Origin of the sequence: Corynebacterium sp. ACRPF (genome assembly GCF_022347395.1) — a bacterium.
Taxonomy (GTDB): domain Bacteria; phylum Actinomycetota; class Actinomycetes; order Mycobacteriales; family Mycobacteriaceae; genus Corynebacterium; species Corynebacterium tuberculostearicum_D.
In genome coordinates, this window is the sequence record NZ_JAKRNB010000010.1 from 12,123 (window position 1) to 37,656 (window position 25,534).

Annotated in this window: 23 protein-coding genes, 2 tRNA genes and 1 other RNA gene; 18 read left to right on the forward strand and 8 right to left on the reverse strand. The window is 60.9% G+C overall.

Translation table 11 applies throughout. The annotated features are described in order from the left end of the window. Positions 1 to 45 precede the first annotated feature (45 nt). Positions 46 to 2,793 carry a pyruvate dehydrogenase (acetyl-transferring), homodimeric type gene (aceE, locus tag MHX61_RS05950; RefSeq protein WP_239193515.1) on the reverse strand — a complete coding sequence of 916 codons (2,748 nt, stop codon included), beginning with the start codon at positions 2,791 to 2,793 and terminating at the stop codon, positions 46 to 48. A gap of 337 nt (positions 2,794 to 3,130) precedes the next feature. On the opposite strand from aceE, the gene MHX61_RS05955 reads away from it, so the two are divergent. Then, positions 3,131 to 3,529, forward strand: a complete 399-nt coding sequence (locus MHX61_RS05955) for a DUF3052 domain-containing protein (RefSeq protein WP_005324380.1) — start codon at positions 3,131 to 3,133, stop codon at positions 3,527 to 3,529. Positions 3,530 to 3,597: 68 nt separating this feature from the next. Next, positions 3,598 to 3,670 (forward strand) — tRNA-Val (locus tag MHX61_RS05960). 290 nt (positions 3,671 to 3,960) lie between these two features. On the opposite strand, the gene MHX61_RS05965 is transcribed toward MHX61_RS05960, so the two are convergent. Both MHX61_RS05965 and MHX61_RS05970 read right to left on the reverse strand, forming a co-directional pair. Continuing rightward, positions 3,961 to 4,710, reverse strand: coding sequence for an SURF1 family protein (locus MHX61_RS05965; RefSeq protein ID WP_239193516.1), 750 nt, complete (start codon positions 4,708 to 4,710; stop codon positions 3,961 to 3,963). After that, positions 4,667 to 4,766 (reverse strand) — tRNA-OTHER (locus MHX61_RS05970). Before MHX61_RS05970 ends, MHX61_RS05965 begins: the two co-directional genes overlap by 44 nt. On the opposite strand from MHX61_RS05970, the gene MHX61_RS05975 reads away from it, so the two are divergent. Continuing rightward, on the forward strand, positions 4,729 to 4,935 hold the full coding sequence (locus tag MHX61_RS05975; protein WP_239193517.1) for a hypothetical protein: 207 nt from the start codon (positions 4,729 to 4,731) through the stop codon (positions 4,933 to 4,935). The genes MHX61_RS05970 and MHX61_RS05975 overlap by 38 nt on opposite strands. Positions 4,936 to 4,978: 43 nt before the next feature. Here the strand turns inward: MHX61_RS05975 and MHX61_RS05980 are convergent, their stop codons facing one another. Then, positions 4,979 to 5,470 (reverse strand): low molecular weight protein-tyrosine-phosphatase, encoded by a 492-nt coding sequence (locus MHX61_RS05980; protein ID WP_239193518.1) that lies wholly within the window; start codon positions 5,468 to 5,470, stop codon positions 4,979 to 4,981. 95 nt (positions 5,471 to 5,565) lie between these two features. On the opposite strand from MHX61_RS05980, the gene MHX61_RS05985 reads away from it, so the two are divergent. The 5 genes from MHX61_RS05985 (at position 5,566) to MHX61_RS06005 (ending at position 10,437) form a co-directional block, all read left to right on the forward strand. Beyond that, positions 5,566 to 6,705, forward strand: coding sequence for a Nif3-like dinuclear metal center hexameric protein (locus tag MHX61_RS05985; RefSeq protein ID WP_204611351.1), 1,140 nt, complete (start codon positions 5,566 to 5,568; stop codon positions 6,703 to 6,705). Further along, positions 6,706 to 7,422 (forward strand): zinc ribbon domain-containing protein, encoded by a 717-nt coding sequence (locus MHX61_RS05990; RefSeq protein WP_005324390.1) that lies wholly within the window; start codon positions 6,706 to 6,708, stop codon positions 7,420 to 7,422. Then, positions 7,422 to 8,552 carry a bifunctional RNase H/acid phosphatase gene (locus MHX61_RS05995; protein ID WP_239193519.1) on the forward strand — a complete coding sequence of 377 codons (1,131 nt, stop codon included), beginning with the start codon at positions 7,422 to 7,424 and terminating at the stop codon, positions 8,550 to 8,552. Before MHX61_RS05990 ends, MHX61_RS05995 begins: the two co-directional genes overlap by 1 nt. A gap of 15 nt (positions 8,553 to 8,567) precedes the next feature. Continuing rightward, an RNA gene (gene rnpB, locus MHX61_RS06000) (RNase P RNA component class A) lies at positions 8,568 to 9,017 on the forward strand. 25 nt (positions 9,018 to 9,042) lie between these two features. Then, a complete protein-coding gene (locus MHX61_RS06005; protein WP_239193520.1) occupies positions 9,043 to 10,437 on the forward strand; it encodes an RNB domain-containing ribonuclease in 1,395 nt (464 codons plus the stop codon). A gap of 12 nt (positions 10,438 to 10,449) precedes the next feature. Here the strand turns inward: MHX61_RS06005 and MHX61_RS06010 are convergent, their stop codons facing one another. Continuing rightward, positions 10,450 to 11,724, reverse strand: a complete 1,275-nt coding sequence (locus tag MHX61_RS06010; protein WP_239193521.1) for a galactokinase family protein — start codon at positions 11,722 to 11,724, stop codon at positions 10,450 to 10,452. 259 nt (positions 11,725 to 11,983) lie between these two features. Here MHX61_RS06010 and MHX61_RS06015 point away from each other — a divergent pair, with 259 nt between their 5' ends. Continuing rightward, positions 11,984 to 12,172: a hypothetical protein gene (locus MHX61_RS06015; protein WP_204611356.1), complete on the forward strand. Its 189-nt coding sequence runs from the start codon at positions 11,984 to 11,986 to the stop codon at positions 12,170 to 12,172. A 59-nt stretch (positions 12,173 to 12,231) separates the two neighbouring features. Here MHX61_RS06015 and MHX61_RS06020 read toward each other — a convergent pair whose 3' ends face one another. Both MHX61_RS06020 and MHX61_RS06025 read right to left on the reverse strand, forming a co-directional pair. Then, positions 12,232 to 13,968: a CYTH and CHAD domain-containing protein gene (locus MHX61_RS06020; RefSeq protein ID WP_239193523.1), complete on the reverse strand. Its 1,737-nt coding sequence runs from the start codon at positions 13,966 to 13,968 to the stop codon at positions 12,232 to 12,234. Between the two features lie 136 nt (positions 13,969 to 14,104). Next, complete coding sequence (locus tag MHX61_RS06025) at positions 14,105 to 15,163, reverse strand: DUF2786 domain-containing protein (RefSeq protein ID WP_239193525.1); 1,059 nt, start codon at positions 15,161 to 15,163, stop codon at positions 14,105 to 14,107. Positions 15,164 to 15,355: 192 nt separating this feature from the next. Between MHX61_RS06025 and MHX61_RS06030 the strand changes: the two genes are divergently transcribed. The 6 genes from MHX61_RS06030 to MHX61_RS06055 all read left to right on the forward strand — a co-directional run bounded on the left by MHX61_RS06030 (position 15,356) and on the right by MHX61_RS06055 (position 21,756). After that, the gene (locus MHX61_RS06030; protein ID WP_150850861.1) at positions 15,356 to 16,693 is read left to right on the forward strand and encodes a glutamine synthetase family protein; all 1,338 of its coding nucleotides are present in this window, start codon (positions 15,356 to 15,358) and stop codon (positions 16,691 to 16,693) included. Positions 16,694 to 16,700: 7 nt separating this feature from the next. Further along, positions 16,701 to 19,772, forward strand: coding sequence for a bifunctional [glutamine synthetase] adenylyltransferase/[glutamine synthetase]-adenylyl-L-tyrosine phosphorylase (locus MHX61_RS06035; protein WP_239193527.1), 3,072 nt, complete (start codon positions 16,701 to 16,703; stop codon positions 19,770 to 19,772). A gap of 97 nt (positions 19,773 to 19,869) precedes the next feature. After that, positions 19,870 to 20,214 (forward strand): hypothetical protein, encoded by a 345-nt coding sequence (locus MHX61_RS06040; protein ID WP_239193529.1) that lies wholly within the window; start codon positions 19,870 to 19,872, stop codon positions 20,212 to 20,214. Then, a complete protein-coding gene (locus MHX61_RS06045; RefSeq protein WP_239193531.1) occupies positions 20,171 to 20,674 on the forward strand; it encodes a hypothetical protein in 504 nt (167 codons plus the stop codon). Before MHX61_RS06040 ends, MHX61_RS06045 begins: the two co-directional genes overlap by 44 nt. A 145-nt stretch (positions 20,675 to 20,819) precedes the next feature. Further along, positions 20,820 to 21,038 carry a hypothetical protein gene (locus tag MHX61_RS06050; protein WP_239193533.1) on the forward strand — a complete coding sequence of 73 codons (219 nt, stop codon included), beginning with the start codon at positions 20,820 to 20,822 and terminating at the stop codon, positions 21,036 to 21,038. A gap of 10 nt (positions 21,039 to 21,048) precedes the next feature. Next, positions 21,049 to 21,756, forward strand: a complete 708-nt coding sequence (locus tag MHX61_RS06055) for an AAA family ATPase (protein WP_239193535.1) — start codon at positions 21,049 to 21,051, stop codon at positions 21,754 to 21,756. 14 nt (positions 21,757 to 21,770) lie between these two features. On the opposite strand, the gene MHX61_RS06060 is transcribed toward MHX61_RS06055, so the two are convergent. Beyond that, entirely contained in the window at positions 21,771 to 23,078 is a 1,308-nt protein-coding gene (locus MHX61_RS06060) for a nitrate/nitrite transporter (RefSeq protein WP_239193537.1), read from the reverse strand. Positions 23,079 to 23,117: 39 nt separating this feature from the next. On the opposite strand from MHX61_RS06060, the gene thrC reads away from it, so the two are divergent. From thrC to MHX61_RS06075, 3 genes are read left to right on the forward strand one after another with little or no spacing between them, the layout of a single operon-like run. Next, entirely contained in the window at positions 23,118 to 24,560 is a 1,443-nt protein-coding gene (thrC, locus tag MHX61_RS06065) for a threonine synthase (protein WP_239193549.1), read from the forward strand. Between the two features lie 3 nt (positions 24,561 to 24,563). Beyond that, on the forward strand, positions 24,564 to 24,710 hold the full coding sequence (locus tag MHX61_RS06070) for a hypothetical protein (protein ID WP_204608261.1): 147 nt from the start codon (positions 24,564 to 24,566) through the stop codon (positions 24,708 to 24,710). Further along, positions 24,688 to 25,521 (forward strand): trypsin-like serine protease, encoded by an 834-nt coding sequence (locus MHX61_RS06075; RefSeq protein ID WP_239193551.1) that lies wholly within the window; start codon positions 24,688 to 24,690, stop codon positions 25,519 to 25,521. Before MHX61_RS06070 ends, MHX61_RS06075 begins: the two co-directional genes overlap by 23 nt. Positions 25,522 to 25,534: the final 13 nt, after the last annotated feature.

The following is a 25,534-nucleotide window of genomic DNA, read 5'->3' on the forward strand; positions in this document are numbered from 1 at the left end:
TACTTGTAACGCATTGGTGCGGGTCTAGCCCGCTCCAATGCGGGGTTAGTCCTCGATGTGGGTGGTAGCGGTCGGATCATCCAGCTTGAGATCCTTGGCTGCCTTCTCCACAACGGAGCGCTCAATCTTGCCCTCGCGAGCCAGGCCATCGAGTACGGCGACGACGATGGACTCGGCATCGATGTTGAAGTAGCGGCGTGCGCCCTCGCGAGTATCGGAGAAGCCGAAGCCATCCGCACCCAAGGTGATGTAGATACCTGGGACGTACGGACGGATCTGCTCCTGCAGCTCGGTGGTGAAGTCAGAGACGCCAACGAACGGACCCTCGTAGCCCTTGAGCTGGGAGGTGGCAAATGCCTCGGTCGGCTCCTCGCCCTTGCGCAGGGCCTCCTTGTTGCGGCGGGCACCGTCGCGGGCCAGCTCGTTCCAGGAAGTGACGGAGAAGATGGAGGCCTTGACATCGAAGTCGTCGGCAAGCAGCTGCTGCGCGCGCAGCGCCTCGTGCACGCCCACGCCGGAAGCCAAGATATTGGCAGCAATGGAGCCGCCCTCAGCGGTGTTGAAGTGGTAGATGCCCTTGTGCAGGCCCTCCACGTCCAAGTCCTCCGGCTCGGCGGGTTGGTGCACCGGCTCGTTGTAGACGGTGAGGTAGTACATGATGGCTTCATGGTCCTTGCCGTACATGCGCTCAATACCGCGGGTGACCAGGTGCGCCACCTCGTAGCCGAAGGCCGGGTCATAAGAAACCACGGCCGGGTTGGTAGCGGCCAGGACAGGGGAGTGGCCGTCCATGTGCTGCAGGCCCTCACCGGTCAGGGTGGTGCGGCCGGCGGTAGCGCCAATAATGAAGCCGCGGCCCATCTGGTCACCGGCCGCCCAGAAGGCATCGCCGGTGCGCTGGAAGCCGAACATCGAGTAGAAGATGTACAGCGGAATCATGGCCTCGCCCTGGGTGGCGTAGGACGTTGCTGCCGCGGTGAAGGAGGCGGCGGCGCCGGCCTCAGAAATGCCCTCGTGCATGATCTGGCCGTCGGTGGCCTCGCGGTAGGAAAGCATCAGGTCATGGTCAACCGGCACGTAGTTCTGGCCGCGTGGGTTCCAGATCTTCATGGTGGGGAACCAGGAGTCCATACCAAAGGTGCGGGCCTCGTCCGGAATGATCGGCACGACGCGCTTGCCCAGCTCCTTGTTGCGCATGATCTCCTTGAAGGTGCGCACCAGGGCCATGGTGGTAGCTACTTCCTGCTTGCCGGAGCCCTTGCGCACGGAGCGCAGCTTATCCAGTGCCGGTGCCTCAAGCGGGGTGAAGTCCTCACGGCGCTCCGGCAGGAAGCCGCCGAGCTCTTTACGACGCTCCAGCATGTACTTGATCTCCGGGGAATCCTTGCCCGGGTGGTAGTACGGCGGCAGGTATGGATCCTTTTCCAGCTCCGCATCGGAGAACGGAATCTCCTGCTTATCGCGGAAGCGCTTCAGGTCATCCAAGGTGAGCTTCTTCATCTGGTGGGTGGCGTTGCGGCCCTCGAAGTTGTGGCCCAGGCCGTAGCCCTTAATGGTGTGCGCCAGGATGACGGTTGGCTTGCCGGTGCCCTTGTTCTCCAGCGCGCGAGCATAGGCGGCGTAGACCTTGCGGTAATCGTGGCCGCCGCGGCGCAGTGCCCAAATCTCATCATCGGACATGTCCTCCACCAACTTGGCCGTGCGCTCATCGCGGCCGAAGAAGTGCTCGCGCACATAGGCGCCGTCGTTGGCCTTGAAGGTCTGGTAGTCACCATCGGAGGTGGTGTTCATGACGTTGACCAGGGCACCCTCGGTGTCCTTTTCCAGCAGCTTATCCCAGCCGCGGCCCCAAATAACCTTGATGACCTCCCAGCCAGCACCGCGGAAGAAAGACTCCAGCTCCTGGATAATCTGGGTATTGCCGCGAACCGGGCCGTCAAGGCGCTGTAGGTTGCAGTTGACCACGAAGGTGAGGTTATCCAGCTCGTAGAGGGATGCGATCTGCAGCAGACCGCGGGATTCTGGCTCGTCCATCTCGCCATCGCCCAAGAAAGCCCATACGTGCTGCTTGGAGGTGTCCTTGATGCCGCGGGTCTCCAGGTACTTATTAAAGCGTGCCTGGTAGATAGCGTTAATCGGGCCCAAGCCCATGGACACGGTGGGGAATTCCCAGAACCATGGCATCAGACGCGGGTGCGGGTAGGACGGCAGGCCCTCGCCCTCACCGCGGGAGACCTCTTGGCGGAAGCTATCCAGATCCTTTTCGGTCAGGCGGCCTTCCATGTATGCGCGCGCGTACATGCCTGGGGAAGCGTGGCCCTGGAAGAAGACCTGGTCGCCGCCCGAAGGATCGTCCTTGCCCTTGAAGAAGTGGTTCAGGCCGACCTCATACAGTGGGGCAGCGCCTGCGTAGGTGGAGATGTGGCCGCCCACGCCAATGCCCGGGCGTTGTGCGCGGTGCACCATGATGGCTGCGTTCCAGCGGATCCAGCGGCGGTAGCGCTTTTCCAGCTCCTCATCACCTGGGAACTCCGGCTCCATGGTGGTGGGGATGGTGTTGACGAAGTCCGTGGACGTCAGCGATGGCATCTCAACGCGCTTCGCAGTGGCGCGCTCGAGCAGGCGCAGCATCAGGTAGCGTGCGCGCTCCGGATCGGAGTGGTCCAGCAGACCATCGAGGGAGTCCATCCACTCGCGGGTCTCTTCTGGATCATTATCGTGAAGATACGATGCAACGCCGTCGCGGATGAGGGGGAAGTTGGAGTCGCCCTGGTGGGCGTCCTTCTCGGCCATTTAAACCTCCTATTTAAGGGTCTGCACAGTTTGCCTACTAGGATACGCGCTCACAGATCCACAGTCGTTGTGAAGTCCGACTTAAGGGGGCGTGCGGTACGTTACATCGCCATAACCAGTATCTTTGCAAAGTTTGTTGGGGTAAAAGAGGGTAGTTTGCTAACTCTGTGGAGCCAGCTGCGCTGGCGGTAGGGCCTGCAAAATGGGGGAATTGCGGCCCTTAGGCGGGTAAAAGGGGCCGGTGGGCGTTAAAATACTTCTATTAAGCCGCGATTTACCCGCAGGATGCGGGCGATACGCGGACCAGACATTCACTAAAATAGGAAGGAAATGCATAGTGGCTGACGCTGCAGTCAAGCTCGGAATCAAGGAAGGGCAAATCGCCCTGGAGCTTGGTTGGGACGAGGATTGCGATACCGCAATCTCTGAATCGATCGAGGCCGTGCTCGGCGATGACTTCTTGGAAGAAGAAAATGACGAGCTGTGCGATGTAGTCCTTCTTTGGTGGCGCGAAGAAGATGGCGACCTTGTGGATGGACTGGTGGACGCGAGCCGCCCGCTGGCCGATAACGGCGCAGTCTGGCTGCTTACACCGGGCGCTGGCAAGCCGGGAACCGTCGAGCCTGGGCTCATCTCTGAGTCCGCTCAGCTGGCAGGCCTAGTGCAGACCAAGGCGGAGCGCCTAGGCGAGTGGCAAGGCTCGTGCTTGGTGCAGCGCGGTTACACCAAGAAGTAGGGCTTTACCTGCCGATTTGTGTTGCTTTAGCAACCTGCGCTACTGTTTCTAACAGCGCAAGAGCGCATGCGGCTTTAGCTCAGCTGGAAGAGCAATTGGTTTACACCCAATAGGTCGGGGGTTCGATCCCCTCAGGCCGCACAAGGTCAGAGCCCCTTTTCGAGAAATCGGAAAGGGGCTCTTTCATATACCCACGACAACGCCACGACAGGGTTAAGGCCTAAACGACAGCTTGTGTTGTTTTGCGGCGTGTCGAGTTAAACGACATTTTGTGTTGGTGGGCTTAGGCGGCTGGCAGCGTTAAGGAGTTAAAGCCTCGATAGCCAACTTGTGGCCACGTTATGCCCCAAGAGGGGAGGGCATAACGCATTAACGTGGCTGATTCGGGGCCTGGGCGGATGTTCAAGAAATAGCCTAGGCAGGCAGAGGCCCTAGTAGCGCTCGCGGCGGCGCTTGTTCAGCTTGGCGTAGTGATCCGGCTTGGAGTCGCCGTAGCGCGAGCGATTGCGGCGGCTGGCGGCATGCGAGGAGGACGCGGCGGGAACGGCCGTGGCGGTATCGGTGGCGTCGTCAGTGGCCGCGTGGGCGTCGCGCTGGGTGGTCGCGGGGGACGGGGCTTCTACGGGCGCGGAGCCTGCAGAGGAGGCGTCCGCGGGCTCGGATGGGGTTGAGGCATCGGCATCGAGGGCGGCGAGGGCTTCTTCCTCCTCGCGCAGGCGGCGGCGCTCACGGATTTCGGACCACACGAAGTAGCCCAGGCCCAGCGGGGCCATGATGCCGAAGGCAATCCACTGGTAGCCGTAGGAGAGGTGGTTGCCGCGGTCGAGCTGCGGGATAGGCATGGGGTTGAGCACGCCGGGCTGGTCGGCGGAGAGTTGGATGTAGTCGTGGGCCAAGGGGGCGTCGATAAGCGGGGCAATCTGCTCCGTATGGATGGAGTAGACCTGCTGGTAGCCCTCCTGCTTAATGGGTGCGGACTGGTGCTCGGCCTCGTCGGCGCGGATCATGCCGGTAAGCGTGGTCTCGCCCGAGGGAGCATCAGGGATATCTGGCACGGCGTTGGCCTCGCCGGCCTTGACCCAGCCGCGGTTAACCAGGATGGTCAGGCCGGAATCGGTGCGGAAAGGAACCAGGGATTGGTAGGACGGGCCGGAATCGACCGGGCGCAGGCGCAGCAGCACCTCATCCTGCGGCAGGTAATGGCCGTGCAGGGTGGCGCGGGACCACTCATCGTCCTTGATGGCGCCGTTGCCATCCACGAGGTCTTCCACCGGCTGGGGATCAGCCTCATAGGCGTGGGTGATGAGCTCGTTGCGTTCCACAATGTCATCGTCCTTGCCCAGCTGCCACGGGGCAAGGACGGTAAAAGCCAGGTAGGAAAAGGCCACGACGAACAGCAGCAGTAGAACCCAACCCGGCTTAAGGAACGTCTTTAGCATGGGGCCTAGTTTAGTCGTGGTTAGCGCGAATCCAATCCAGCAGGCCAGGCACGGCGGCCTCGATATTCTTGCGCGTGGTCTCAAAATCCGCTGCGGAACCGTAATAGGGGTCTGCCACGTCCGCGTCCTCCGGGGAGTTGGGGTCGAAGCTGCGCATCAAGCGAATCTTGGCCGGGTCGATGCCGTGTTCAATGAGGGCCTCGCGGTGGCCTTTGTCCATGGCAATGAAGAGATCAGCGTCCATGTGCTCGGCGCCTAGCTTGGCCGCGCGGTGGGAACCGCCATCGTGGCCGCCGCGGCGCAGTTCGGCAATCGCGCGCTCGTCCGCGCCCTGGCCTACATGCCAGCCGCCGAGGCCGCAGGAATCTACGGTGGCGACGAGGTCTAGCATGTCCTTTTCCATTTCATCGCGCACGATGATTTCTGCCATGGGGGAGCGGCAGATATTTCCGGTGCAGACAAAGACGAGGTAAAGGCCGGAGCGGGTATCGGATTCGGTCATGCGGAAAACCCCTTCGCGCGAATAGTACTGTGGTGCGGAAGATAGGATATAGCAGTAGTAACTATTCCATGAAACGAGCATAAAGGAGCACCTCTATGTCCGCTGTGAGCGTGGGCGATGTCCGCCGCGTACTCGATGAGGCCTACCCGCCGCACCTGGCGGAAAAGTGGGATGCCGTGGGGCTTATCTGCGGCGATCCGGCCGCGGAGGTAAAGCGGGTGGCCTTCGCTTTGGACTGCACCCAAGCGGTGGCCGAGCGCGCGGTGGAGCTCGGCGCGGACATGCTCGTGGTCCACCACCCGTTGCTTTTGCGCGGGGTGGAATCCGTAGCGGCCGATACGCCCAAGGGCAAGGTAGTGCACACGCTGGTCAGCAATGGCGTTGCGCTCTTTGCGGCCCACACCAACGCGGATAAGGCGCGGCCGGGCGTCAACGACAAGCTCGCGGAGCTGGTAGGCATCAATCCCGGCCGGCCCATCGTGCCGGAGCCCCAGGGCGTGGATAAGTGGGGCGTGCACGTGCCGGTAGCCGCGGCCGAGGAGGTAAAGCGGGCGCTTTTCGACGCCGGCGCGGGCCACATCGGCGCCTACTCTCACTGCTCCTTCGATATCGCCGGCACGGGCCAATTCCAGCCGGAGGAGGGCGCTGACCCCACCGAGGGCGAGATCGGCGCGCTGCACCGCGGTGAGGAAATCCGCGTCGAGTTCGTTGCCCCGGCCGCACTTCGCTCCTCTTTGCTGAAGGCCCTGCACACCGCCCACCCTTATGAGGTGCCGGCCTATGACATCACGGAAACGGCCGGCCACCAGGACCTGGACAACGCGCTTGGCCTGGGCCGTGTGGGAGAGCTGCCGCAGGAGATGACCCTGCGCGAGTTCACCCAGCAGGTGGCTAATGCCTTGCCGGAGACCGCCTGGGGCATCCGCGCCGCCGGCGATCCGGACCAGAAGGTGCGCACGGTGGCCGTGTCTTCTGGTTCGGGAGATTCTTTCCTCTCCGCGGCCGCGAAGCTAGGCGTGGACGTGTACGTCACCTCCGATCTGCGCCACCACCCGGTGGATGAGCACCTGCGCGCCGGCGGCCCCGCCGTCATCGATACCGCCCACTGGGCCAGCGAATTTCCGTGGACGGCCCAAGCGCGCGATATCGTAGAGGATGCTTTAGAACTGGATACGGAAATTATTAGCCTGCGCACCGACCCGTGGACTATCTCTGCGCACCCAAAGGAGTCATAAGTGAAACTATCGCAAGAACTACAACCGGTACTGCTGGAGCTGGCCAACCTGGAACGCTCGCAGGGACATGGCGCTGAGAAGGAAATCCCGGAACAAGCCGAGTATGACAAGGCCAAGGAGGAGCACAAGCGCCTGCTGGATGCCTCCGGTTCTGCGCAGATGGCCGTCGATGACATGGAGACCGAAATCCTGCGCATCCAGGCCGATGAGCGTAAGCTGCGCCAGCGCGAGCGCGATGATAAGCGCCAGCTCGGCGCCGCAGTAGACCCAGAAACCCGCAAGGATCTGGAGCACGATCTCTATGCCGCCAAGTCCCGCATCGCAGACCTCATGAGCGAGCTGCAGGAGGCGCATAACGAGGTGCACGCGCTGCGTTCCAATCTAGACGTCCACGGCGCGCGCGTTTCTGATTCCGAGCGCAAGCTGGAAAAGCTGCGCCGTGCGGCTGAAGCGGCTAAGGAAGCGGCCGCCAATCAAGAAGATCCGGCCGTGCGCATCGGCGAGCTGCGCGATCAGCTGCCCGCCGGAGTGCTGAGCGAGTACGATACCCAGCGCGAGGAAAATGGCGTCGGCGCCGCCCAGTTCAAGGCCAACCGCGCCTGCGGCGGCTGCTTCATCGTCCTGCCGCCGGCCGAGCAAAACGCTGTGCGCAATGCTCCGGCCGATGAGCTGCCGCAGTGCGGCGATTGCGGCTCCTACCTGGTGCGCCTGGTCTAATGAAGGTCATCATCTATGCCGATGGCGGCTCCCGCGGCAACCCCGGCGTTGCCGGTTCCGGCACCGTAATCTATGACGGCAGCGGCCAGCGCATCCTGCGCGAAATTGTCTATGTGGTAGGTACCAAGTCCACCAATAACGTCGCTGAGTACAACGGCCTGCTGCGCGGCCTTGAAGCCGCCACTGAGCTGGGCGCTACTGAGGTGGAATTCCACATGGATTCCAAGCTGGTGGTGGAACAAATCAACGGCCGCTGGAAGATCAAGCACCCTGATATGCAGAAGCTGGCCCTGCGCGCCCGCGAATACATCAACGGCTTTTCTACTTTCAGCCTGGACTGGGTACCGCGCGCCAAAAACAAGGTGGCAGACGCCCTGTCTAATGACGCCATGGATGCCGCGGCCGCCGGGCACCCGGAAGGCATCGTTGCCGGCGAAGAAGACTCCAAGTCAGCCCCAGCCGCGGAGCAGGACACCACCGCGCCGCACCCCACTGATTGGCTGGGGGATCGCGGACCTACCACTCGCTTTATCTTGCTTCGCCACGGGCAGACAGAGATGTCGGCCGCCAAGCAGTACTCCGGCCGCGCCAATCCGGGCCTTACGGAGCTCGGGCAAAAGCAGGCGCTTGCTGCTGCCCAAGCGCTTGCCGGCACCGACTTTGATGCCATCGTCTGCTCGCCCCTGCGCCGCTGCCAAGAAACCGCTGCGGCCGTGGCCAATGGCCGCGATATCGCGGTAGAGACCGTCGAAGGCCTCATCGAGGTGGACTTCGGCGCGTGGGAAGGCAAGACCGCAGCCGAGGCCCACCAGCGCGATCCGGAACTCCACGAGGAATGGCTGCACGATGCGAGCGTCGCCTGTCCGGGCGGCGAATCGCTGCAAGCGGTCAACCGCCGCGTGCGCACCACCCGCAAGGAACTCCAAGAGCGCTTTGCGGGCAAGACCGTGTTGGTGGTTAGCCACGTCAACCCAATTAAGTCTTTCATCCGCCAGGCGCTCGATGCCGGCCCAGCCACCTTTGGTCATCTCTTCTTAGACCTGGCGGCCATTTCCCAGGTGGAGTTCTGGGAAGGCGGCTCTATGGTGCACGGATTTAACGATGTGGGCCACCTGGCAGGCCTGCGCTAGAATAAGGAACGCGAATGAGCCGGCCGGGTGATCGCGTCGCTTCAAACGGGCAGCCACGTGCTGCCGCGTGGGCGCCGAGGAAAGTCCGGACTCCACAGAGCACGGTGGTTGCTAACGGCAACCCGGGGAAACCCGCGGGCAAGTGCAACAGAAAGTAGACCGCCTTGTGCCTCCGCTTGAGCTTCGGCCCAAGTTGGAGCAGCAAGGTAAGGGTGAAACGGTGCGTTAAGAGCGCACCAGCACCGTCAGTGATGGCGGTGGCTGGGTAAACCCCACCGGGAGCAAGGCATCACGGCCCCGCCACGTTGCGGGGCCCGATCAGGCGTTTTAAGGCTGCTCGCTCGAGCCTGAAGGTAGCTGCTGGAACCAACTGGCAACGGTTGGTCTAGATGGATGTTCACCGCGCGGTGCTCCCTTGGGAGCGCCGCGGTTAGACAGAATCCGGCTTATAGGCCGACTCATTCGCCCTACTACGTTTATGGTGGTGGGCATGAAGCTCTACGCCGCCCCGCTCGATTTCCGCGCCATTGCCACAGAATTTTCGGTGGTCACCGATTTTCCGGCCGAGGTCACCGCTCAAGCCGCCCGCGCGCAGGACCGATACGCCGACTCGCGCCGCGACGCCCGCGAAATTCCCTTCGTGACCCTGGATCCCGCCGGCTCCATGGACTTGGATCAGGCGGTTTACATCGAAGAACGCGAGGGCGGATACCGCGTCTTTTATGCCATCGCGGACGTGGCTGCTTTCATTGAGCCCGGCAGCGAGCTGGAGCGCGAATCCTTCCGCCGCGGCCAGACCATCTATCTTCCCGATGAACCCGCGCGCCTGCACCCACCGCAGCTTTCCGAGGACCGAGCCTCGCTGCTGCCTGGCACCGATAAACCGGCCGTGTTGTGGACCTTTGACTTGGATGGCAACGGCGAGGTGGAGTCCTTCCACGTCGAGCGCGCGCTGATTTACTCCCAGGCCCGCCTGGATTATGAAGGCGCGCATGCGGACCTCGCGGCCGGCAGACTGCACCCGTCCATTGCATTGTTGCCGGAGGTCGGACGATTGCGCCAGGAATCCTCCCTGCGCCGCGAGGCCATTTCTTTGCGGCTGCCCTCCCAGCGGGTGGTGGAAAATGAGGACGGTACCTTTGAGCTCATCATCGAGCCGCGCTATGAGGTGATGGACTTTAACTCGGAGATTTCGCTGCTCGCCGGCATGTGCGCCGGGCGCCTCATGCAGGAAGCCGGCGTGGGCTTCTTGCGCACCCTGCCCGCGGCCGAGCCGGAGCACGAGCGCCAATTTCGCGCCGAGGCGCAGGCCCTAGGCTTTGCGCTTGGCGACGCCCCCATTCCCCAATTCCTCCTCACCGTCGACGCCGATTCCCCGCGCGGCATGGCCGTCATGCGCGAAGCCCAAAGCCTGCTGAGGGGCGCCGACTATGCCTGGCTAGGCGAGCAGGAAGCGCAGGTACACGCCGGTATTGGTGGCTACTATGCCCACGTCACCGCGCCGCTGCGGCGCCTTTCCGATAGGTTCGCCACGGAGGTATGCCTCGCCCTGTGCGGCGGTTATGAGGTTCCCGAGTGGGTAACAGGCAGCGCCACGGAGGTCATCGGGGCGATGCGTTCGACCTCGCAGCTCGCCTCCCAAGTGGATAAGGCCTGCCTGAACCTGACTGAGGCGACCGTGCTGCGACCTTGGCTCGGTACCAATTTCCCGGCCACTGTGGTCCGCGGCGACCCGAAGCGGGACAAGGCACGGATTTTCGTACCGGAGCCACCCGTCTTCGCCCAATGCGTGGGCGCACCGGAAACCGGCAGTGAAACCACTGTCTCGCTGGTGACGGCGGATACCGATTCGCGCGAGGTTCTTTTTGCGTGGCCGGCCGACTAGCCGGCAAGGCTGCTAGCCTTCGCCGCGGGCGGCCTCGCCTGGCTGCAGCTCGACGACGAGCAGTCCGTCTTCAGCCAAGTCAGCTGCGAAATTGTGCGCGCTTTTCGCCGGAACATAAGCGATGACCGCGTTCGAGGTACCGGCATGCGCCGATCGACCCGCAACGGCACCGCGAACCGTGACCAGCTCGGCGAGTTTTTCTGCCGAATCCAAACCGTAGATATTGGCCAAGGAAGACTGCGACTGCAACACGATAGGGAAGAGCTCCGCGCCGCGGTGCGAGCGCAGGCAGCGCGCAAATTTTTCTACGCGCTCAGTTTCTTCCTCATAAAAGGCCATCCACTCCGTGGCGGCGCTGATGCTCGGGCGGCCTTCCTCGCCGTATACCTTGTGCACGGCCTTGAGCCAGTCGAGGACGCGCTGTTGGGCGTCGGGAAGCAAGCGCAGCGAATCGGTGCCAAAGGAGTGGCAGGCATCATCGATAAAGCGCTGGCGCTGGCGGATATCGGCGATGGCCTTTTCCTCCTGCGCGGAAAAATCTTCCGGCACCGCCACCGCAAAGGCGGACATCTCGCGGCCCACCACATGCGGGGCGTGGGTGACAGAACCATCGGCGTAGTCCATGATGCACACGCCCTCACCCGTGCTGCGCAGCGCTGCGCTGTGGCGTGCACGCAGCGGCGGCCGCGTTGCGAAGGTGGAAACGGCCTGGGTGCAGACATCCGCCACCCGGGCCCTCAGTGGCGCATCAAGGTCCGCATCTGCACCCATGAGCGCTAGTGCCACCGCGACGTCCGCGGCGGCGTCCGCACCCAGACCCGCGCCCTCCGGAATTTCCGTGGCAATGGTGATATCTGCACCCGCCGTCTCCCGGGAGAGCAACTGGCGGTTAATCATCGTGTGGACAATGCCACCCACGCGGGCCGCCAACCCACCTTGTGGAGCCGGCGGAATAACAGGCTGGCCTTCCGCATCCGTGGTGGGCTGTTGCGCCGTTGCCAGCTCTGCAAGCGCCTGCAGGCTAATCGAGTCATGAGCAGTTTCGCCCTGAGCTGGGTGGAAATGTACGGCCACCACGCTGTCGGTGCGCGGGCCTACCGCCGCTGCAGCGCGCAACTTTCCCACACACATGGCGACAATGCCGCCGAAGTGGTCAATATGTTCACCAATAATGGACCACGTTGCCGGCGCGCTGGCGGTATGCGTTGGAGCGCTGCCCGTGAACTCGGTATGTGCTTGGGCGGCGCGCTCGGCTACAGGCTCTGCAGGCGTTGACCACAGTGGCATGGGTGCTAAAGCTCCTTTTCCAGGTTCTGGGACCAGTAGTCTTCGTTGCCCCACACACGCGGCGGTGCGTTTAAAGCAACGAACGCCCGCCACCTATGTGCACGGTGGCGGGGAATACGACATGGATTCGTATAAAAGAATTGTGCTGCCCCACATTCTAGCGGGCATCGATGAGACAGCGTGGGTAGTGTGGGCACAAACCATATCAGCGGCGGCACTTAGCCGGTGCCGCTGATGCAACAACTGAGAGGATAGTTTCATGAGCGATGCAGACCAGAAGTGGTTCTTTGATCCCACCACTAAGGAAGTCAGCCAAGGCAAGACCTCTGGCTGGGAAAATCGGATGGGCCCGTATGACACCCGCGAAGAGGCAGAAAACGCCATCGGAATCGCCCAAGCCCGCAATGACGCGGCAGATGCCGCAGACGAAGAAGATGACTGGAAGTAACTAACTCCCAGCCATCTCTTTTAAAGCCGTGTTTCCCAGCACCTGCCAGGGGAGCGCGGCTACTTTAGTTTCTTGCGCAGCGGTTTAAACGCGGCCTTGATGTCTTTGAAAGACTCGGCGTAATCATCGAGAGCCTTCAGGCCAATGGTTCGCTCGCGCTGGTAGAGCAGGCCATAGCCAAAGGTATTCTCCCCACGACGGCGAGCGGACTCTGCCAACTCGAGCAGCTTATCGCGCGAGGTCACGGAATCCTGGAAGTCACCGAGCACCGACTGCATCTGCTTGCAGGCCTTGTAGAGGCGCTTGGTCTTGAGGTTGGTGGCAGAACCAGCTGCTTCAGCTGCATAGCGCAGCTTCTTTGCGGCCTTGCGCATATCGTGGAAATAATCCTCGCGCTCGTGCAGGGACAATTCCTGGTTATCCCAGTTCTCCACGGCCTTCTTATGGCGCTTGACCAACTTGTTATAGGCCTTTTCAAGGTGCTGCGCCATCACGGTGTCCATGTCAGCGGACTTGTCCTTGGACTTCTTTTTCTCCGGCTTGTGCTCGGATTTGTCCGCAGCAGGTGCGCTGTCCTCGCTGGATTCGGTAGGAGTAGCGGCGTCCTCTTCAGCAGAGGACTGCTCCTCCGTCTCCTCCGCTTCGCTAGCTACCGGGGCGGACTCTTGTTGCTTATCGGCCGTTGGCGGGTCTGCGAGCAGACGATCGAGAGACTCCAGCAGCTCGAGATAGCGCTCGGAATCCAGGGCTGCGATAACGCGGCGGTGCGCGCGGCGGTAGGCGTTGCCCATATCGTGCGCAATGTGCTCGCGGGTGGAGTCATCCAAGGTGTCAGAATCTTCGGACTCCAGCAGCTTCTGCCAGCGCTCTTCCACAACTTCCGCATCGCGAGCAACGCCCAAGATGCCGGCAAGTTCCTTGAGATCGGCTTCAATCTTGTCGATCTCTGGGCCGACAACGATGCCATGGAAGGTCTGCAGGTGGCTGCGCAGTTCGCGGGTGGCTACGCGCATCTGGTGAACCGAATCCCACTCATCGCGGCGCACGCGAGGGTCATAATCAACCAGTTTGTCGCGGTTGGCTTGCAGTGCGGTGATGACGGCCGCGGCAGGGGAGTCTGGGTCCACATCCGGCGATACCAGGGCTGGAGGCAGCGGGGCATTGGTGTAGGAATCGCCCAAAGCAGACTTCAGCTTGGATGGGGAGGAAGAAACGCGCGCACCGGCACCGATAAGCAGGGAAGTGGCTCGGCGAATGAACTGCGTACCTTCCTCAGTGCCGGGAAGCTCACCGGCGAGCTCTACTTCCCACTCGCGCCACGACTGCTGCTGGCCACCTGGAAGGAAGGAAAAGGCAGTGACGTGGTCATCGCAGAATTCTGCTACCGGCTTATTGTCGGCATCCGCTAGGACCATCTCGGTGCGCTTGTTGTCTACCTGCGCAATCGGGGTGAGTTCGTTGTGGCGGATAATGGAGCGGACCTGGTGGAGAAGCTCCTCAGGTACTTCGTAGCGGCCATCTACAGGTTCCCCCAGCTCGGCGTGGATTTCAGTGCGGCCAGCCTCGCTAGGAATCTTGATGTGCCAGCCATCATCATTGCCACCGGTGCGGCGGCGGAGGGTGATCTTTGCGTGGGTCAGGCGGAGGTCTTCGGTGTCGTAGTAGATGGCAGAAAGCGCGTGGTGGCGCGTGTCTGCAACGTGGTCAACTCCCTCGAGGCGGGTCAGTTCAGGGAGCTGAGTGGACTCGGCTACGGAGAATTTCGCTTCAACTTCGAGAAAAGACTGTGTAGACATTCACGTACCTTTTACTTTTTAGACCAAATAAATCTCACCGGTGATCCTACCCGTTAAGCACTCGATGCGGTGCCACTCCTCGCCCCCGTTCGCTAGCAGGGAACGGGAAAGAAGAATGGCGTTGAGCAGGGCAAAATTACTGGGTAATTTCGGGGACCGGACCAATCCCGGAAGCATCACCGCCAAAGTGAGATTTATCGGCAGCGGCAATACCATCGTTGATGCCGTGCATGCTGTTCATGGAAAGAGACATTTCCGTCAGGTTGGGAAAGAGACGATTGCGAGTGTCGATGGCATGATCGGTGCGCGCCTGCAGTGCCGGAAGGGTTTGGGTGGCTACAGTCTCTGCGTGGTGTGAGCAGTACTGGGACTCCCGCAGGTTATCTGCGATGCCATCCTCATTTGCTTGGGTGAGCAATTCACCGATGCGGGCGGCATAAGAGAGCCGGAAGCTACGGCGATAGGCGGCGGTAGAGCCCGTAGCGCGGGCAATTTCTGCGCCGTCACCATTGCGCATGAACCAATCGCATTGACGGTTGAGGGAGGCAAAAAGGTCGGCGCAATGGGCGGCGTCGGCAGGAGCGCCAATCACACAGGCCAAGCCCTTGTCATGAATAAGGAGAGTGGTGCATCCATTGGCGTCAGAGATGATGCTTAACAGGGAAGCCTGATGTTTGATATACGGCGGGTGGATGTGCACGCGGTGGGAAATAAGATCAGGTAGCTCGGAGGTAAGGAGATCCTCGATGCGATACTTCTGCTGCAGGGACTGCGCCTTAGAGATGAGAACCTCGGCCTCATCCTCAAAGCTGGTAGATTCCGCTTTCCGCAAAAGGCCTAGCACCTTTTCGCGGATTTTGCGTTGCTTATCGCTAAGCCCATCCTCCCGCAAGGATTCGCCGGAGGCTAAAAGCTCGGTATCGCGCAGCCTCGGTAGGTGAATGAGCTCTTTAATAATGGCGCGCAGCTTATCGCGCGGAATGAAATTCTCCTGCGGAGGGGCCATCTGGAGCCATGCTTTGCGCAGCGCAGGAGAGGTAATTCGTGCTGGCACATGGGGGCTTGCACGGTAAATAATGGGGTAGGCGTGCGGACCTAAGACGTGTTCTAGGTCCGCCGGCGCCCAGCCTTGTTGTGCGGCGGTGATGAGGCGTTCGATTACGTGAGCAGAAAGGTCATTGCAGTGGGTGGTCATAAAGATTCGTCCTTTAAGAGGTGTACGTATGTTCGCTTGCCCACCTAGCAAAGCATGCGCGGAAGCTGGCTCCTTCCGGGAAAGCCCCCGCTGGCCACCCCCTAGATGCTCTTGCGACCTGCGCATTTCTCCCTGGAAAAACTGACGCATGAACTGCACATCCCTCGGGGGAGAGCCGGTAAGGTCTAAAGCATGAATAGCCAACACGAATTTGTCTTGCGCACCGTTGAGGAACGCGATATCCGCTTTATCCGCCTGTGGTTTACGGATATTCTGGGCGCCCTCAAATCCGTGGTCATGAGCCCGTCCGAGCTGGAATCGGCCTTCGAAGAAGGTGTTGGCTTTGATGGTTCTTCCGTGGAGGGCTTTTCTCGCATCTCTGAGTCTGACACCATCGCCCTGCCAGATCCCTCCACCTTCCAGATTCTGCCCTTTGATATGGATGAGCCGGACCTGCAATCGGCCCGTATGTTTTGCGATATCGCACAGCCAGACGGCCAGCCCTCCATGGTGGACCCGCGCCATATCCTGCGCCGCCAGGTCACCGAGGCCGCCAACGATGGATTTACCTGCATGGCCTCGCCAGAAATCGAGTTCTATCTTTTTGAGCGCGGCCGCGAACTCACCGACTTGGTGCCCACGGACAATGGCGGTTACTTCGACCAAGCAACGCACGATACCGCCCCGCTGTTCCGCAGGAAGGCAATGCTAGCGCTGGAATCGCTGGGAATTGCCACGGAGTTTAGCCACCACGAAACCGCGCCGGGCCAGCAAGAAATTGATTTGCGCCATGCGGACGTGCTCACCATGGCCGATAACATCATGACTTTCCGGCACGTGATCAAGCAGGTGGCCACCAATTCCAATGTGCGTGCCACCTTCATGCCTAAGCCCTTCGAACATTTGCCGGGCTCTGGCATGCACACCCACTTGAGCCTTTTTGAAGGCCAATCCAATGCTTTCCACGATCCGGATGATGAATTCTCTTTGTCCCAGACCGGCCGCCAGTTCATCGCCGGCATCCTGGAGCACTCCACGGAGATGTCCGCGATTGTGAATCAGTGGACCAATTCTTATAAGCGCCTGATGTTCGGCAACGAGGCGCCGGGTGCAGCCACCTGGGGAGTATCGAATCGCTCCGCGCTGGTCCGCGTTCCCACCTACCGGCTTACCAAGGAAGAATCGCGCCGGGTAGAAATCCGCTCTATTGATGCCTCGATGAACCCCTACCTGGGATATGCGGTGCTATTGGCTGCAGGCCTGAGAGGCATCCGCGAGGGCTACGAGCTCGATGATCCGGCCGAGGACGATGTCCACCAGCTCACCCGCCGCGAGCGCCGGGCAATGGGCTATAAGGATCTACCCACCAGCTTGGATCAGGCCTTGCGAGAATTTGAAAAATCCGAGTTCATGGCGGAAGTCTTGGGCGAGCACGTCTTTGAGTTCTTCCTGCGCTCCAAGTGGGATGAGTGGCATCACTATCAGAGCCAAATCACCACCTTTGAGCTGCGCAATAACCTGAACTTCTAGGAGAAAAATGCGTCCTGCTGCTGTGCCTTCACCGGCCACACTAGGTCTTACCCGCCCGCATGCTGCGCAGGATATTGAGCAGCTGGGGTGGAAGAATCCGGAATCAGCCGATCTGTTGTGGACCCTCGCTGCCGTGGGCGACCCAGACCTGGCTCTCAATAACCTGATCCGCATCTATGAACAAGCCCCAGAGCTCGATGATGCCGTGCGTTCCAATGAATCTTTGCGCGTGCGCCTCTTCGCACTACTGGGGGCCTCGACCGCCTTTGGCGATCACCTCGCGGCGCACCCTGAGCTGTGGCGAGAACTAGAAAAACCCCTTCCGCAGTCTGAAGAGATGCTGCAAAGTTTGCTTGGTGCCGTCGATGCCCAGCCTGCGGACTTTGCTCACGACTTGGATCGGCCCGATCCGGCGCGCGAGGACCTGAGCGCGGCGGGCACTTACCGTGCCGGCGAGGGGGAGCATAAGCAGGCGCTGCGCACGACCTACCGCACTTTGATGATGCGCATTGCCGCCTGCGATGTGGCGGGCACCTTTCATTCACGCAAGGGCCAGACCAGGCTGCAGCCGGAGGTAGGGTTCCGCCAGATTACGGCGCTGACTACCGCGCTTGCCGACGCCGCCTTAACCGCCTCCCTTGCCTGTGCCGTGCGCACCATCTACGGTGATGACCCCTTGGACGCCCAGCTGGCAGTCATGGCGATGGGCAAGTGTGGCGCAGGCGAGCTGAACTATATCTCCGATGTGGATGTCATCTTCGTTGGCAGCGAGGCAACCCCTAGGGCCACGCGGCTAGCGGCGGAGTTTAATCGCATTGGATCCACCACCTTTTTCGAGGTGGATGCGAACCTGCGCCCGGAGGGAAAGTCGGGCGCGTTGGTGCGCACTTTGGAATCCCACGTGGCCTACTACAAGCGATGGGCGGAGACGTGGGAATTCCAGGCGCTCCTTAAAGCGCGCGCTATGACGGGCTACCTCCCGCTAGGCCAGGACTATTTGGACCAGATTCGCCCGATGGTGTGGACGGCGTCGCAACGCGAGTCCTTTGTAGAGGACGTACAGGCCATGCGCCGCCGCGTGCTGGCCAATGTTCCCGCAGAGCTCAAACACCGCGAGCTGAAGCTAGGCGTGGGCGGCCTGCGCGATATCGAATTTGCTGTCCAGCTCTTGCAATTGGTCCATGGTCGCTCCGATGAGACGCTGCGGGCGCTTTCCACGGTGGAGGCGCTGGAGGCGCTGATTTCAGCGGGGTACGTCGGCCGCGAGGACGGCACCCAGCTCATTGAAGCCTATGAGTTTCTGCGCCTGCTTGAGCACCGCCTGCAATTGGAGCGCTTCCGCCGCACGCACACGCTGCCGGAAAAGGACGACGAAGAGGGGATGAAGTGGCTGGCGCGCATCGCCGGCTTTTATCCGCAGGGCACCAAGTCGGCGGCCGAGCGCATGCTGTCGCACCTGCGCCGGATCCGCCTGCGGATCTCCGAGCTGCACTCGCGCCTGTTTTACCGGCCGCTGCTCAATTCCGTGGTCACCATGTCCGCCGATGAGCTCAAGCTTTCGCCGGAGGCCGCCAAGCTGCAGCTGGCCGCGCTGGGTTATAACCACCCCGAGCGTGCATTCGAGCACCTGACCTCCTTGGCGGCGGGAACCTCGCGCAAGGCACGCATCCAAGCGATTTTGCTGCCTACCTTGATGGAATGGCTCGCCGATACCGCAGACCCCGATATGGGCCTGTTGAACTATCGCAAGCTCTCGGAGGCCGCGAACGATAGGTCGTGGTTCTTGCGCATGCTGCGCGATGAAGGAATTGTGGGCCAGCGGCTCATGCACATTCTGGGTACCTCGCCGTTTACCTCTGATCTAATTATTAGCGCGCCGGATTCGGTCAAGCAGCTTTCCGACGGCGCCACTGGCCCCAAATTGCTAGAAACCAAGCCCGAACAGGTTTCCAAGGCGCTGGTCAATTCCAGCAAGCGCCACGCCGACCCGGATAAAGCGGTGGCGGTGGCGCGCTCCTTGCGCCGAGTGGAGTTGGCCCGCATCGCCAGTGCGGATTTGCTGGGCTTCATGCCGGTCAAGCAGGTGTGCCATGAGCTATCCACAATTTGGGATGCCGTCCTTGAGGCTGCACTTCGCGCCGAGGTGCGCGCGTGGCGCCTGGCCAACGAGGACGCAGAGCCGCCAGCGCGCATCGCCGTTATCGGCATGGGCCGCTTGGGAGGCATGGAGCTGGGATTTGGCTCAGATGCGGACGTGCTTGTGGTGGCAGAACCTAGCGAACCGGCCGATGACTCTGGCGCGGAAGGGGAGGCTGTGAAGTGGGCTATCGGGATCGTCGATAAGCTTCGGCGCCGCCTGTCTAAGCCTTCGGGCGACCCACCACTGGACGTCGATTTGGGCCTGCGCCCAGAGGGCCGCTCCGGTGCGGTGGCACGCACCATCTCCTCCTATGAGCGCTACTACCGCGAGTGGGGCGAGTCGTGGGAGCTGCAGGCTTTGTTGCGCGCGGCCTTCGTGGCTGGCGATAGGGAAGTAGGCGAGCGATTTATATCCATGGTCGATAGCTTCCGCTACCCAGAAGGCGGCGCGAGCGCATCGACCATTCGCGATATCCGGCGCATGAAGGCGCGCGTGGACAATGAGCGCCTTCCGCGCGGCGCGGACCGCAATACTCATACCAAGCTGGGGCGCGGTGCGCTCTCAGATATTGAATGGACTGTGCAGCTACTGACCATGATGCATGCCCACGAGTATGCCCAACTGCACGATCCGTCCACACTGCGCGTGCTCGATGCCTTGGAGGAAAACGCAATCCTCTCTGCCGAGCAGGTCTCGGACCTGCGCGACGCCTGGCTTATGGCTACCGACGCCCGCAATGCATTGGTGCTCGTACGCGGCAAGCGCGTCGACCAGTTGCCCGGGCCCGGCCCGCAGCTGGCCCAGGTGGCCGGTGCCGCTGGCTGGCCGCCGGAGGAGAACCAAGAGTTTTTAGAGAACTATCTGAAACTTACCCGCCATGCCCGGAAGGTTGTAGATGAGGTCTTTTGGGGTGAGGAGGAATCCTTCGAGCATTCTTAGAGTTAGCCTTGAAAGTCCCCGATGTGCGCACCACGCCCTTACTTTTTGCACTTTTGGACTCTAAAGTGGGAGGGGAATAAGAAAGGACTGGCTAGTTATGTCTTTCAAGCTGCAACTCGATGTGGACAACGCCACGGTGGGCGAGTTATCCGCGCTGCTTTCTGCAGCGCGTGCCGCGGGCGTGCGCGACGGTGACGCCCTCCACCTTGACGGCACCACATTGACCATCGAGGTCTCTACGCCCCGGGAGGAAAAGCCAGAGCCGCCGCGCCCAGATTCAGCACCGCACAATTCTCGCCAGGCCCCTCGTTCGTGGGGGCGCGCCGATCGCATAGGGGAGGCCACCATCCGCTCCATCATCGACGCCCTCAATGATCGCGGCGAGAACCCTCGCGGCAATGACTACGGTTCCTTCGGCGATGGTGCTGGTTACCATGGCTAAAATCAGCGGAGTGTATCGACATAAGCTCATCTACCTGTGGGCTTTTGTAGCCGTGGCCGTCATCGTGGCTATCGCTGTCGGGGTGTGGGCTACCAATCGCGATAATCCCCCGAAGGGGACGAAGACGGTGGGCGAGGCCGTGGCTGGTGGCGTGGTTCAGGAAGACATTCCCGCACAAGTCAATGGTGACATCAAGGACGATGATTCCACCGACGCCAACCGCGTGACCTCCCTGGCGAAGGCGCTGGGCATCCCGCTCAATTCCGTCCCGCGGGATATTACCCAGACGGAAAACGGAAAATCCGATGTGCGCGTCTACCTCGAGCGCGAGCTCAACAGTGCGGTGGAGTCTGGTGACATCAGCGAATCCGATGAAAAGGCAGTCCTCGTAGCATTTGAGCGAGGCCTTGTGATGCCGGCCAGCGATGGCATCGTGGCCGAGAGCTATCCAGCAAACTAGCCCTTTATTTCCTCGCGAACTGGGTGCGAAAATTCAGGCAACCCGCAGCTAGGCGGCATGGCCTTGGCAGTAACTCTTCCTAAGGTAAAACATCACAAATTGGTAACGGGCAGGGTGCTCGGTGCCGAAGCCTCTGGAGGAGACTATGACTTTCAAGACCACGCTGTCGACCGCGGTGGGAGTACTCACCGCCATTGCCATCCCCATCACCGGCGGGGTAGGGGTGGCCTATGCCGTCAATACTGTGCCGGCCGATACCATCGCCCAATCACTTCCCACTGGTGATTTGGCCGGCCACCTGAAAAACTTTGGTGCGGAAGCTACACGTGAAGACGCGCTGCGCATATTGGATGAGCTGAATTAGTCTAGAGGCCATGCTGATTGATGCCCTAAGCCTGAAATTTAAGCCCGATGACTACAGGGCAAAGCTGCCGGTTTTCGATTACTTGGCCGACCTAGGAAGCTTTAAGCTGCGGAGGCCGGTAACCGTCTTCGTGGGGGAAAACGGCATTGGTAAATCTAGTTTGCTCGCCGGCGTGGCCAGTGATTTGGGCTGCTCTCCCGAAGGCGGACGGATGGACGATCCCGATGAAATCGTTCCCCGCAGCCCCATTCGCTGCGTCACGGATAAAGTCATCCAACGCGCCTATTTCCTACGCGCTGAAAAACACGAGCATCTGATTGCACGCGGAGATTCATCGGACGAACGGGCAGGACGTTCCACCTTGTCCCAGAATGTAGATTTATCTCGCCGCTCGCACGGACAATCCGTCTTCGACATGCTCTATGAGCACATAAATGGCCAAGGCGTATATGTCCTTGATGAGCCAGAATCGGGACTTTCCGTTATCCGGCAGCTGGCCCTAGTGGGGGAAATAGCCCAAGCGGTTGACCGCGGCGCGCAGATAATCATCGCCACGCACTCGCCAATTCTTTTGGCCTGCCCGGGGGCAGACATTGTGGAACTAAACGATACTGGCTTTGAACGCATCGCCTTCGACGAAGCGGAAGCCGTGGCGGCGACCCGGGAGCTTTTGGCGGACCCTGAGGGAACCATTCGCTTTATCCTCAACCCGGAGTAATCAACCGACGGTTTCTAGGAAACCTCCACGATGGTGACAGAAGGCCCGTCTTCGCCCGCGCGACGGCGAAGGAAGTGGGTGATGACCACACCAATCATGCCTACTACCCAGACGGCTAGCACCGCAGCCGCGGCGGCAGTGAAATCCGGCATAGAATAATTGGGGGCGTCGGAGGAGTGGTCCAACACCATGCCGAAAAGCTGCGCGCCCAACATGCCAGAGGTAAAACCGCCCATATTTCCCAAGCCCGTAGCTGTGGCCACCACGGAGCGGTCCATGCGCTCACGCACAATATCGAAGCCGTAGTTAGCCGTCGGTGTACACAGCGCGGTAATGAAGGACACCACCAAAATCGCGACCAGACCGCTGTCGGTGCCAAAGGTAAAGAAAATCAGCCAGGTCAGTGCGTGAGCCGCGACAAACCCGAGGCTAAGCCACGGGCGGACATGCTGCGCGCGGGAGGAAATTTTGCCGTGCAGCGGGCCGACGAAGACCAAGAACACCGCCAGCAAGGTAAGTACCAGGCTGGACTTGGCCTTGGACATCTCCATGCCCTGCGTCATCATGGGCATACCCCAGAGCATGACAAAGACGATGAGCGGGAGCATACCGATGTAGTGGATGAAGTAAGCCTGCCAGGCCACCGGGGAGCGGAATACCGTTTTCAAGCGGGCCGGGATGCTGGTGGCCTGCGAGTTGGGTGGTTCCTTCTCTGTGGGAATAATGCCCAGCTTCTCCGGTGAGTCTGCCACCGCTACGATGGCGGCGATGGCTACCAAGATGCCTACCGCGCCAAGGGTGACGAAGGCGGCGGTCCATCCGGCCGCGCCCAGCAACCACAGGAAGGGCACCGCGGAAATGAACTGACCCATCTGCCCCAGCGAGGACGTCACCTGGGTAAACATGGGCGTGCGGTGCAGTGGGAACCAATAGGGCAGGATGCGCATCACGGAGAGAAACGCTGTGGCATCGCCCGCGCCGATGAGAACGCGTGCGGCAATGGCTACGCCATAGCTGGTGGTAAAGCCCAGGACGACCTGGCCAATGCCCATAATGACGGCGCCGACCACGAGGAGTAAGCGCGGGCCGAATTTATCGATCAAGATGCCGGTGGGGATTTGGGCTAGGGCATATACACCTAGCTGCACTGAGGTAAAGACCGCGATACGGCCGGCATCGACATCGAAGCGCTCAATGGCATCTAAGCCGGCGACGCCAAAAGAGGTACGGCCGGTAATCGCTACGAGGTAGACCGCCATGGCGGCTACCCAAATGCTTAAAGCCTGAGTGGTAATGACTTCTCTGGGATTCGGCTGCGACATGGCTGATACCTTACGCCTTAACTACTAAGATTCTTTTGTGTGAAGTACATTTCGACCCGCGATACCGCCCGTCAGCCCGCATCTTTTACAGATATTCTCCTCGGCGGGCTTGCCCCCGATGGCGGTTTATACCTGCCTGAGAGCTACCCACAGCTAGATTCCGCCACTTTAAATTCATGGCGCACGCTCCTAGCGGACAAGGGCTACGCGGCGCTTGCGGCCGAGGTACTTAAGCTTTTCATTGACGATATTCCAGCGCAAGACATCGAGGATATCGCCGCCCGCGCCTATACCAGCCCCAAGTTTGCGGACCCGGAAATTGTTCCCGTCACCGAATTAGGCGAGGGCCTTTTCATCGGTCATCTATCTGAGGGACCTACTGCGGCATTTAAGGACATGGCCATGCAGCTTTTGGGTGAGCTCTTTGAATACGAGCTCGCCCGCCGCGGCGAGACCCTCAATATTTTGGGCGCTACCTCCGGCGATACGGGGTCCTCTGCAGAGTATGCGATGCGCGGGCGCCACGGCATTCGCGTCTTTATGCTCACCCCGGCCGGCCGCATGACTGCCTTCCAGCAGGCGCAGATGTTTGGGCTGGATGACCCGAATATCTTCAACATCGCCCTCGATGGCGTATTCGATGATTGCCAGGATGTGGTCAAGGCGGTATCGGGAGATGCTGACTTTAAGGCCGCCTACCGCATTGGCGCGGTCAATTCCATTAACTGGGCACGGCTGATGGCCCAGGTTGTCTACTACATTTCCTGCTGGCTCAAGGTCACCGAAACCGCCGATCAGAAGGTTTCCTTTAGCGTTCCCACCGGTAATTTTGGCGATATCTGTGCCGGCCACATCGCTCGCCAGATGGGCCTTCCCATTGACCGCCTCATCGTGGCCACCAATGAGAATGATGTGCTGGATGAGTTCTTCCGCACCGGAAACTACCGGCCGCGCCCAGCCGCAGAGACCATGGCAACCTCTTCGCCGTCCATGGATATCTCGCGCGCCTCGAATTTTGAGCGCTTTGCGTTCGACTTGCTCGGCCGCGATGCAGCCGAAACCGCGGAGCTTTTCGGCACCAAGGTGAAAGAGGGCGGCTTTAGCCTCGACCACGACAAGATCGCCGCCGCCCGCGAGGACTATGGTTTCCTGTCCGGTTCCTCCAGCCATGCCGATCGCCTAGCCACCATCAAGGACGTACACGAGCGCTTTGATTACCTGGCGGATCCGCACACGGCCGACGGCATCAAGGTGGCTCGCGGCGCACAGCGCGAGGGCGTAGAAACGCCCATCGTGTGCCTGGAGACCGCGCTGCCGGTGAAGTTTGCCGAGACCATCACGGAAGCCATCGGTTCTGCCCCTGAGCCGCCCGAGCGCTTTGCCGGCATCCTCGATACTGAGCGGCACGTCAAGGACTTGCCCAACGATGCCACGGCGGTCAAGGATTACATCACCACGTCGATTCAGAAAACGGAGGTTTAAACCATGGCCCTAGAAAATTTTGCCGGCCCGGAACACTACACCGAGTTTGATCCGGAAAAGTTCATCCGCGATCTCAAAGCCCAGGCGGAGATGGATGCGGAAGAAGAGAACAAGGACAACGCCGGGGATGCGGACGCGGAGAGCAACTAGCGTCTTTGTAGCGTGCACGGCCGCGTTCCTTGCGGCCTGCAGCCCGGTACGGGGTGGGGAAGAACCAAGTTTTTCCGCCCTGTCTTATAAAAACCTCATTCCCAATGAGTCCTATTCCCCGGCCACGGCGCCGCTCGCGCCGGGCACCGCCTTGGATCTCTCCGGTGATGAACCGCAGCCGGGCGCCTATTTCAACTACCAGTCATGTACCGCGGCTTGGTCATTTACGCTTGCCGACGCCCGCACGATCGCCGTCACCGCTTCCCATTGCGGCAAACCCGGCGATAAGGTCTGGGCTGGAACCGCCGACGGCGACTTTAGCTACCCCGCCGAACCTATCGGCGAGGTCATCTACTCTGATTTCTATTCCGAAGACAGCCACGACCTCGATGTGGCCTTTATCGAGATCACAGGCAGCGCTGAGTACTATGTCCCCGGGGCGGTGGACAATAGCGTCGCCACCTCCCTGGCTCACCTGCCGCTTCATGTGTGCAAGCTTGGCCGCGTGACCGATGAGACCTGCGGCACGCTTGTCCATGATGCAGAGATGGCCCAGCTGAACTCGGAGGGCCTCCAGCGGGATTCGCTCGCCGCTAGGGCGCACGTATGCAGTACCAATGGCGACTCCGGTGGTCCGGTGTACGGCGAAGTAGAAGGAAAACAAACCATCGTGGGCGTGGTTTCCGGAACGACGCAACGCCTCGAAGAAGGCCACACCTGCCAGACCACGCCGACGGACATGGAGCTATCTTTCACGTTGGCCACCGATATTCAGCTTCTAGCGAAAGAGGTCTTGGGGCCCATGGCCTAAGTGCGCCGCACTG

Coding starts and splice junctions, on each gene's coding strand:
- MHX61_RS06055 (WP_239193535.1), top strand. CDS start 21,049: ATGCTGATTGATGCCCTAAGCCTGAAATTTAAGCCCGATGACTACAGG.
- MHX61_RS06015 (WP_204611356.1), top strand. CDS start 11,984: ATGAGCGATGCAGACCAGAAGTGGTTCTTTGATCCCACCACTAAGGAA.
- MHX61_RS06060 (WP_239193537.1), bottom strand. CDS start 23,078: ATGTCGCAGCCGAATCCCAGAGAAGTCATTACCACTCAGGCTTTAAGC.
- MHX61_RS06035 (WP_239193527.1), top strand. CDS start 16,701: ATGCGTCCTGCTGCTGTGCCTTCACCGGCCACACTAGGTCTTACCCGC.
- MHX61_RS06010 (WP_239193521.1), bottom strand. CDS start 11,724: ATGCCACTGTGGTCAACGCCTGCAGAGCCTGTAGCCGAGCGCGCCGCC.
- MHX61_RS06070 (WP_204608261.1), top strand. CDS start 24,564: ATGGCCCTAGAAAATTTTGCCGGCCCGGAACACTACACCGAGTTTGAT.
- MHX61_RS06050 (WP_239193533.1), top strand. CDS start 20,820: ATGACTTTCAAGACCACGCTGTCGACCGCGGTGGGAGTACTCACCGCC.
- MHX61_RS05995 (WP_239193519.1), top strand. CDS start 7,422: ATGAAGGTCATCATCTATGCCGATGGCGGCTCCCGCGGCAACCCCGGC.
- MHX61_RS06005 (WP_239193520.1), top strand. CDS start 9,043: ATGAAGCTCTACGCCGCCCCGCTCGATTTCCGCGCCATTGCCACAGAA.
- MHX61_RS05980 (WP_239193518.1), bottom strand. CDS start 5,470: ATGACCGAATCCGATACCCGCTCCGGCCTTTACCTCGTCTTTGTCTGC.
- MHX61_RS06020 (WP_239193523.1), bottom strand. CDS start 13,968: ATGTCTACACAGTCTTTTCTCGAAGTTGAAGCGAAATTCTCCGTAGCC.
- MHX61_RS06025 (WP_239193525.1), bottom strand. CDS start 15,163: ATGACCACCCACTGCAATGACCTTTCTGCTCACGTAATCGAACGCCTC.
- aceE (WP_239193515.1), bottom strand. CDS start 2,793: ATGGCCGAGAAGGACGCCCACCAGGGCGACTCCAACTTCCCCCTCATC.
- MHX61_RS06075 (WP_239193551.1), top strand. CDS start 24,688: ATGCGGACGCGGAGAGCAACTAGCGTCTTTGTAGCGTGCACGGCCGCG.
- MHX61_RS06040 (WP_239193529.1), top strand. CDS start 19,870: ATGTCTTTCAAGCTGCAACTCGATGTGGACAACGCCACGGTGGGCGAG.
- MHX61_RS06045 (WP_239193531.1), top strand. CDS start 20,171: ATGACTACGGTTCCTTCGGCGATGGTGCTGGTTACCATGGCTAAAATC.
- MHX61_RS05975 (WP_239193517.1), top strand. CDS start 4,729: ATGGCCGTGCAGGGTGGCGCGGGACCACTCATCGTCCTTGATGGCGCC.
- MHX61_RS05985 (WP_204611351.1), top strand. CDS start 5,566: ATGTCCGCTGTGAGCGTGGGCGATGTCCGCCGCGTACTCGATGAGGCC.
- MHX61_RS06030 (WP_150850861.1), top strand. CDS start 15,356: ATGAATAGCCAACACGAATTTGTCTTGCGCACCGTTGAGGAACGCGAT.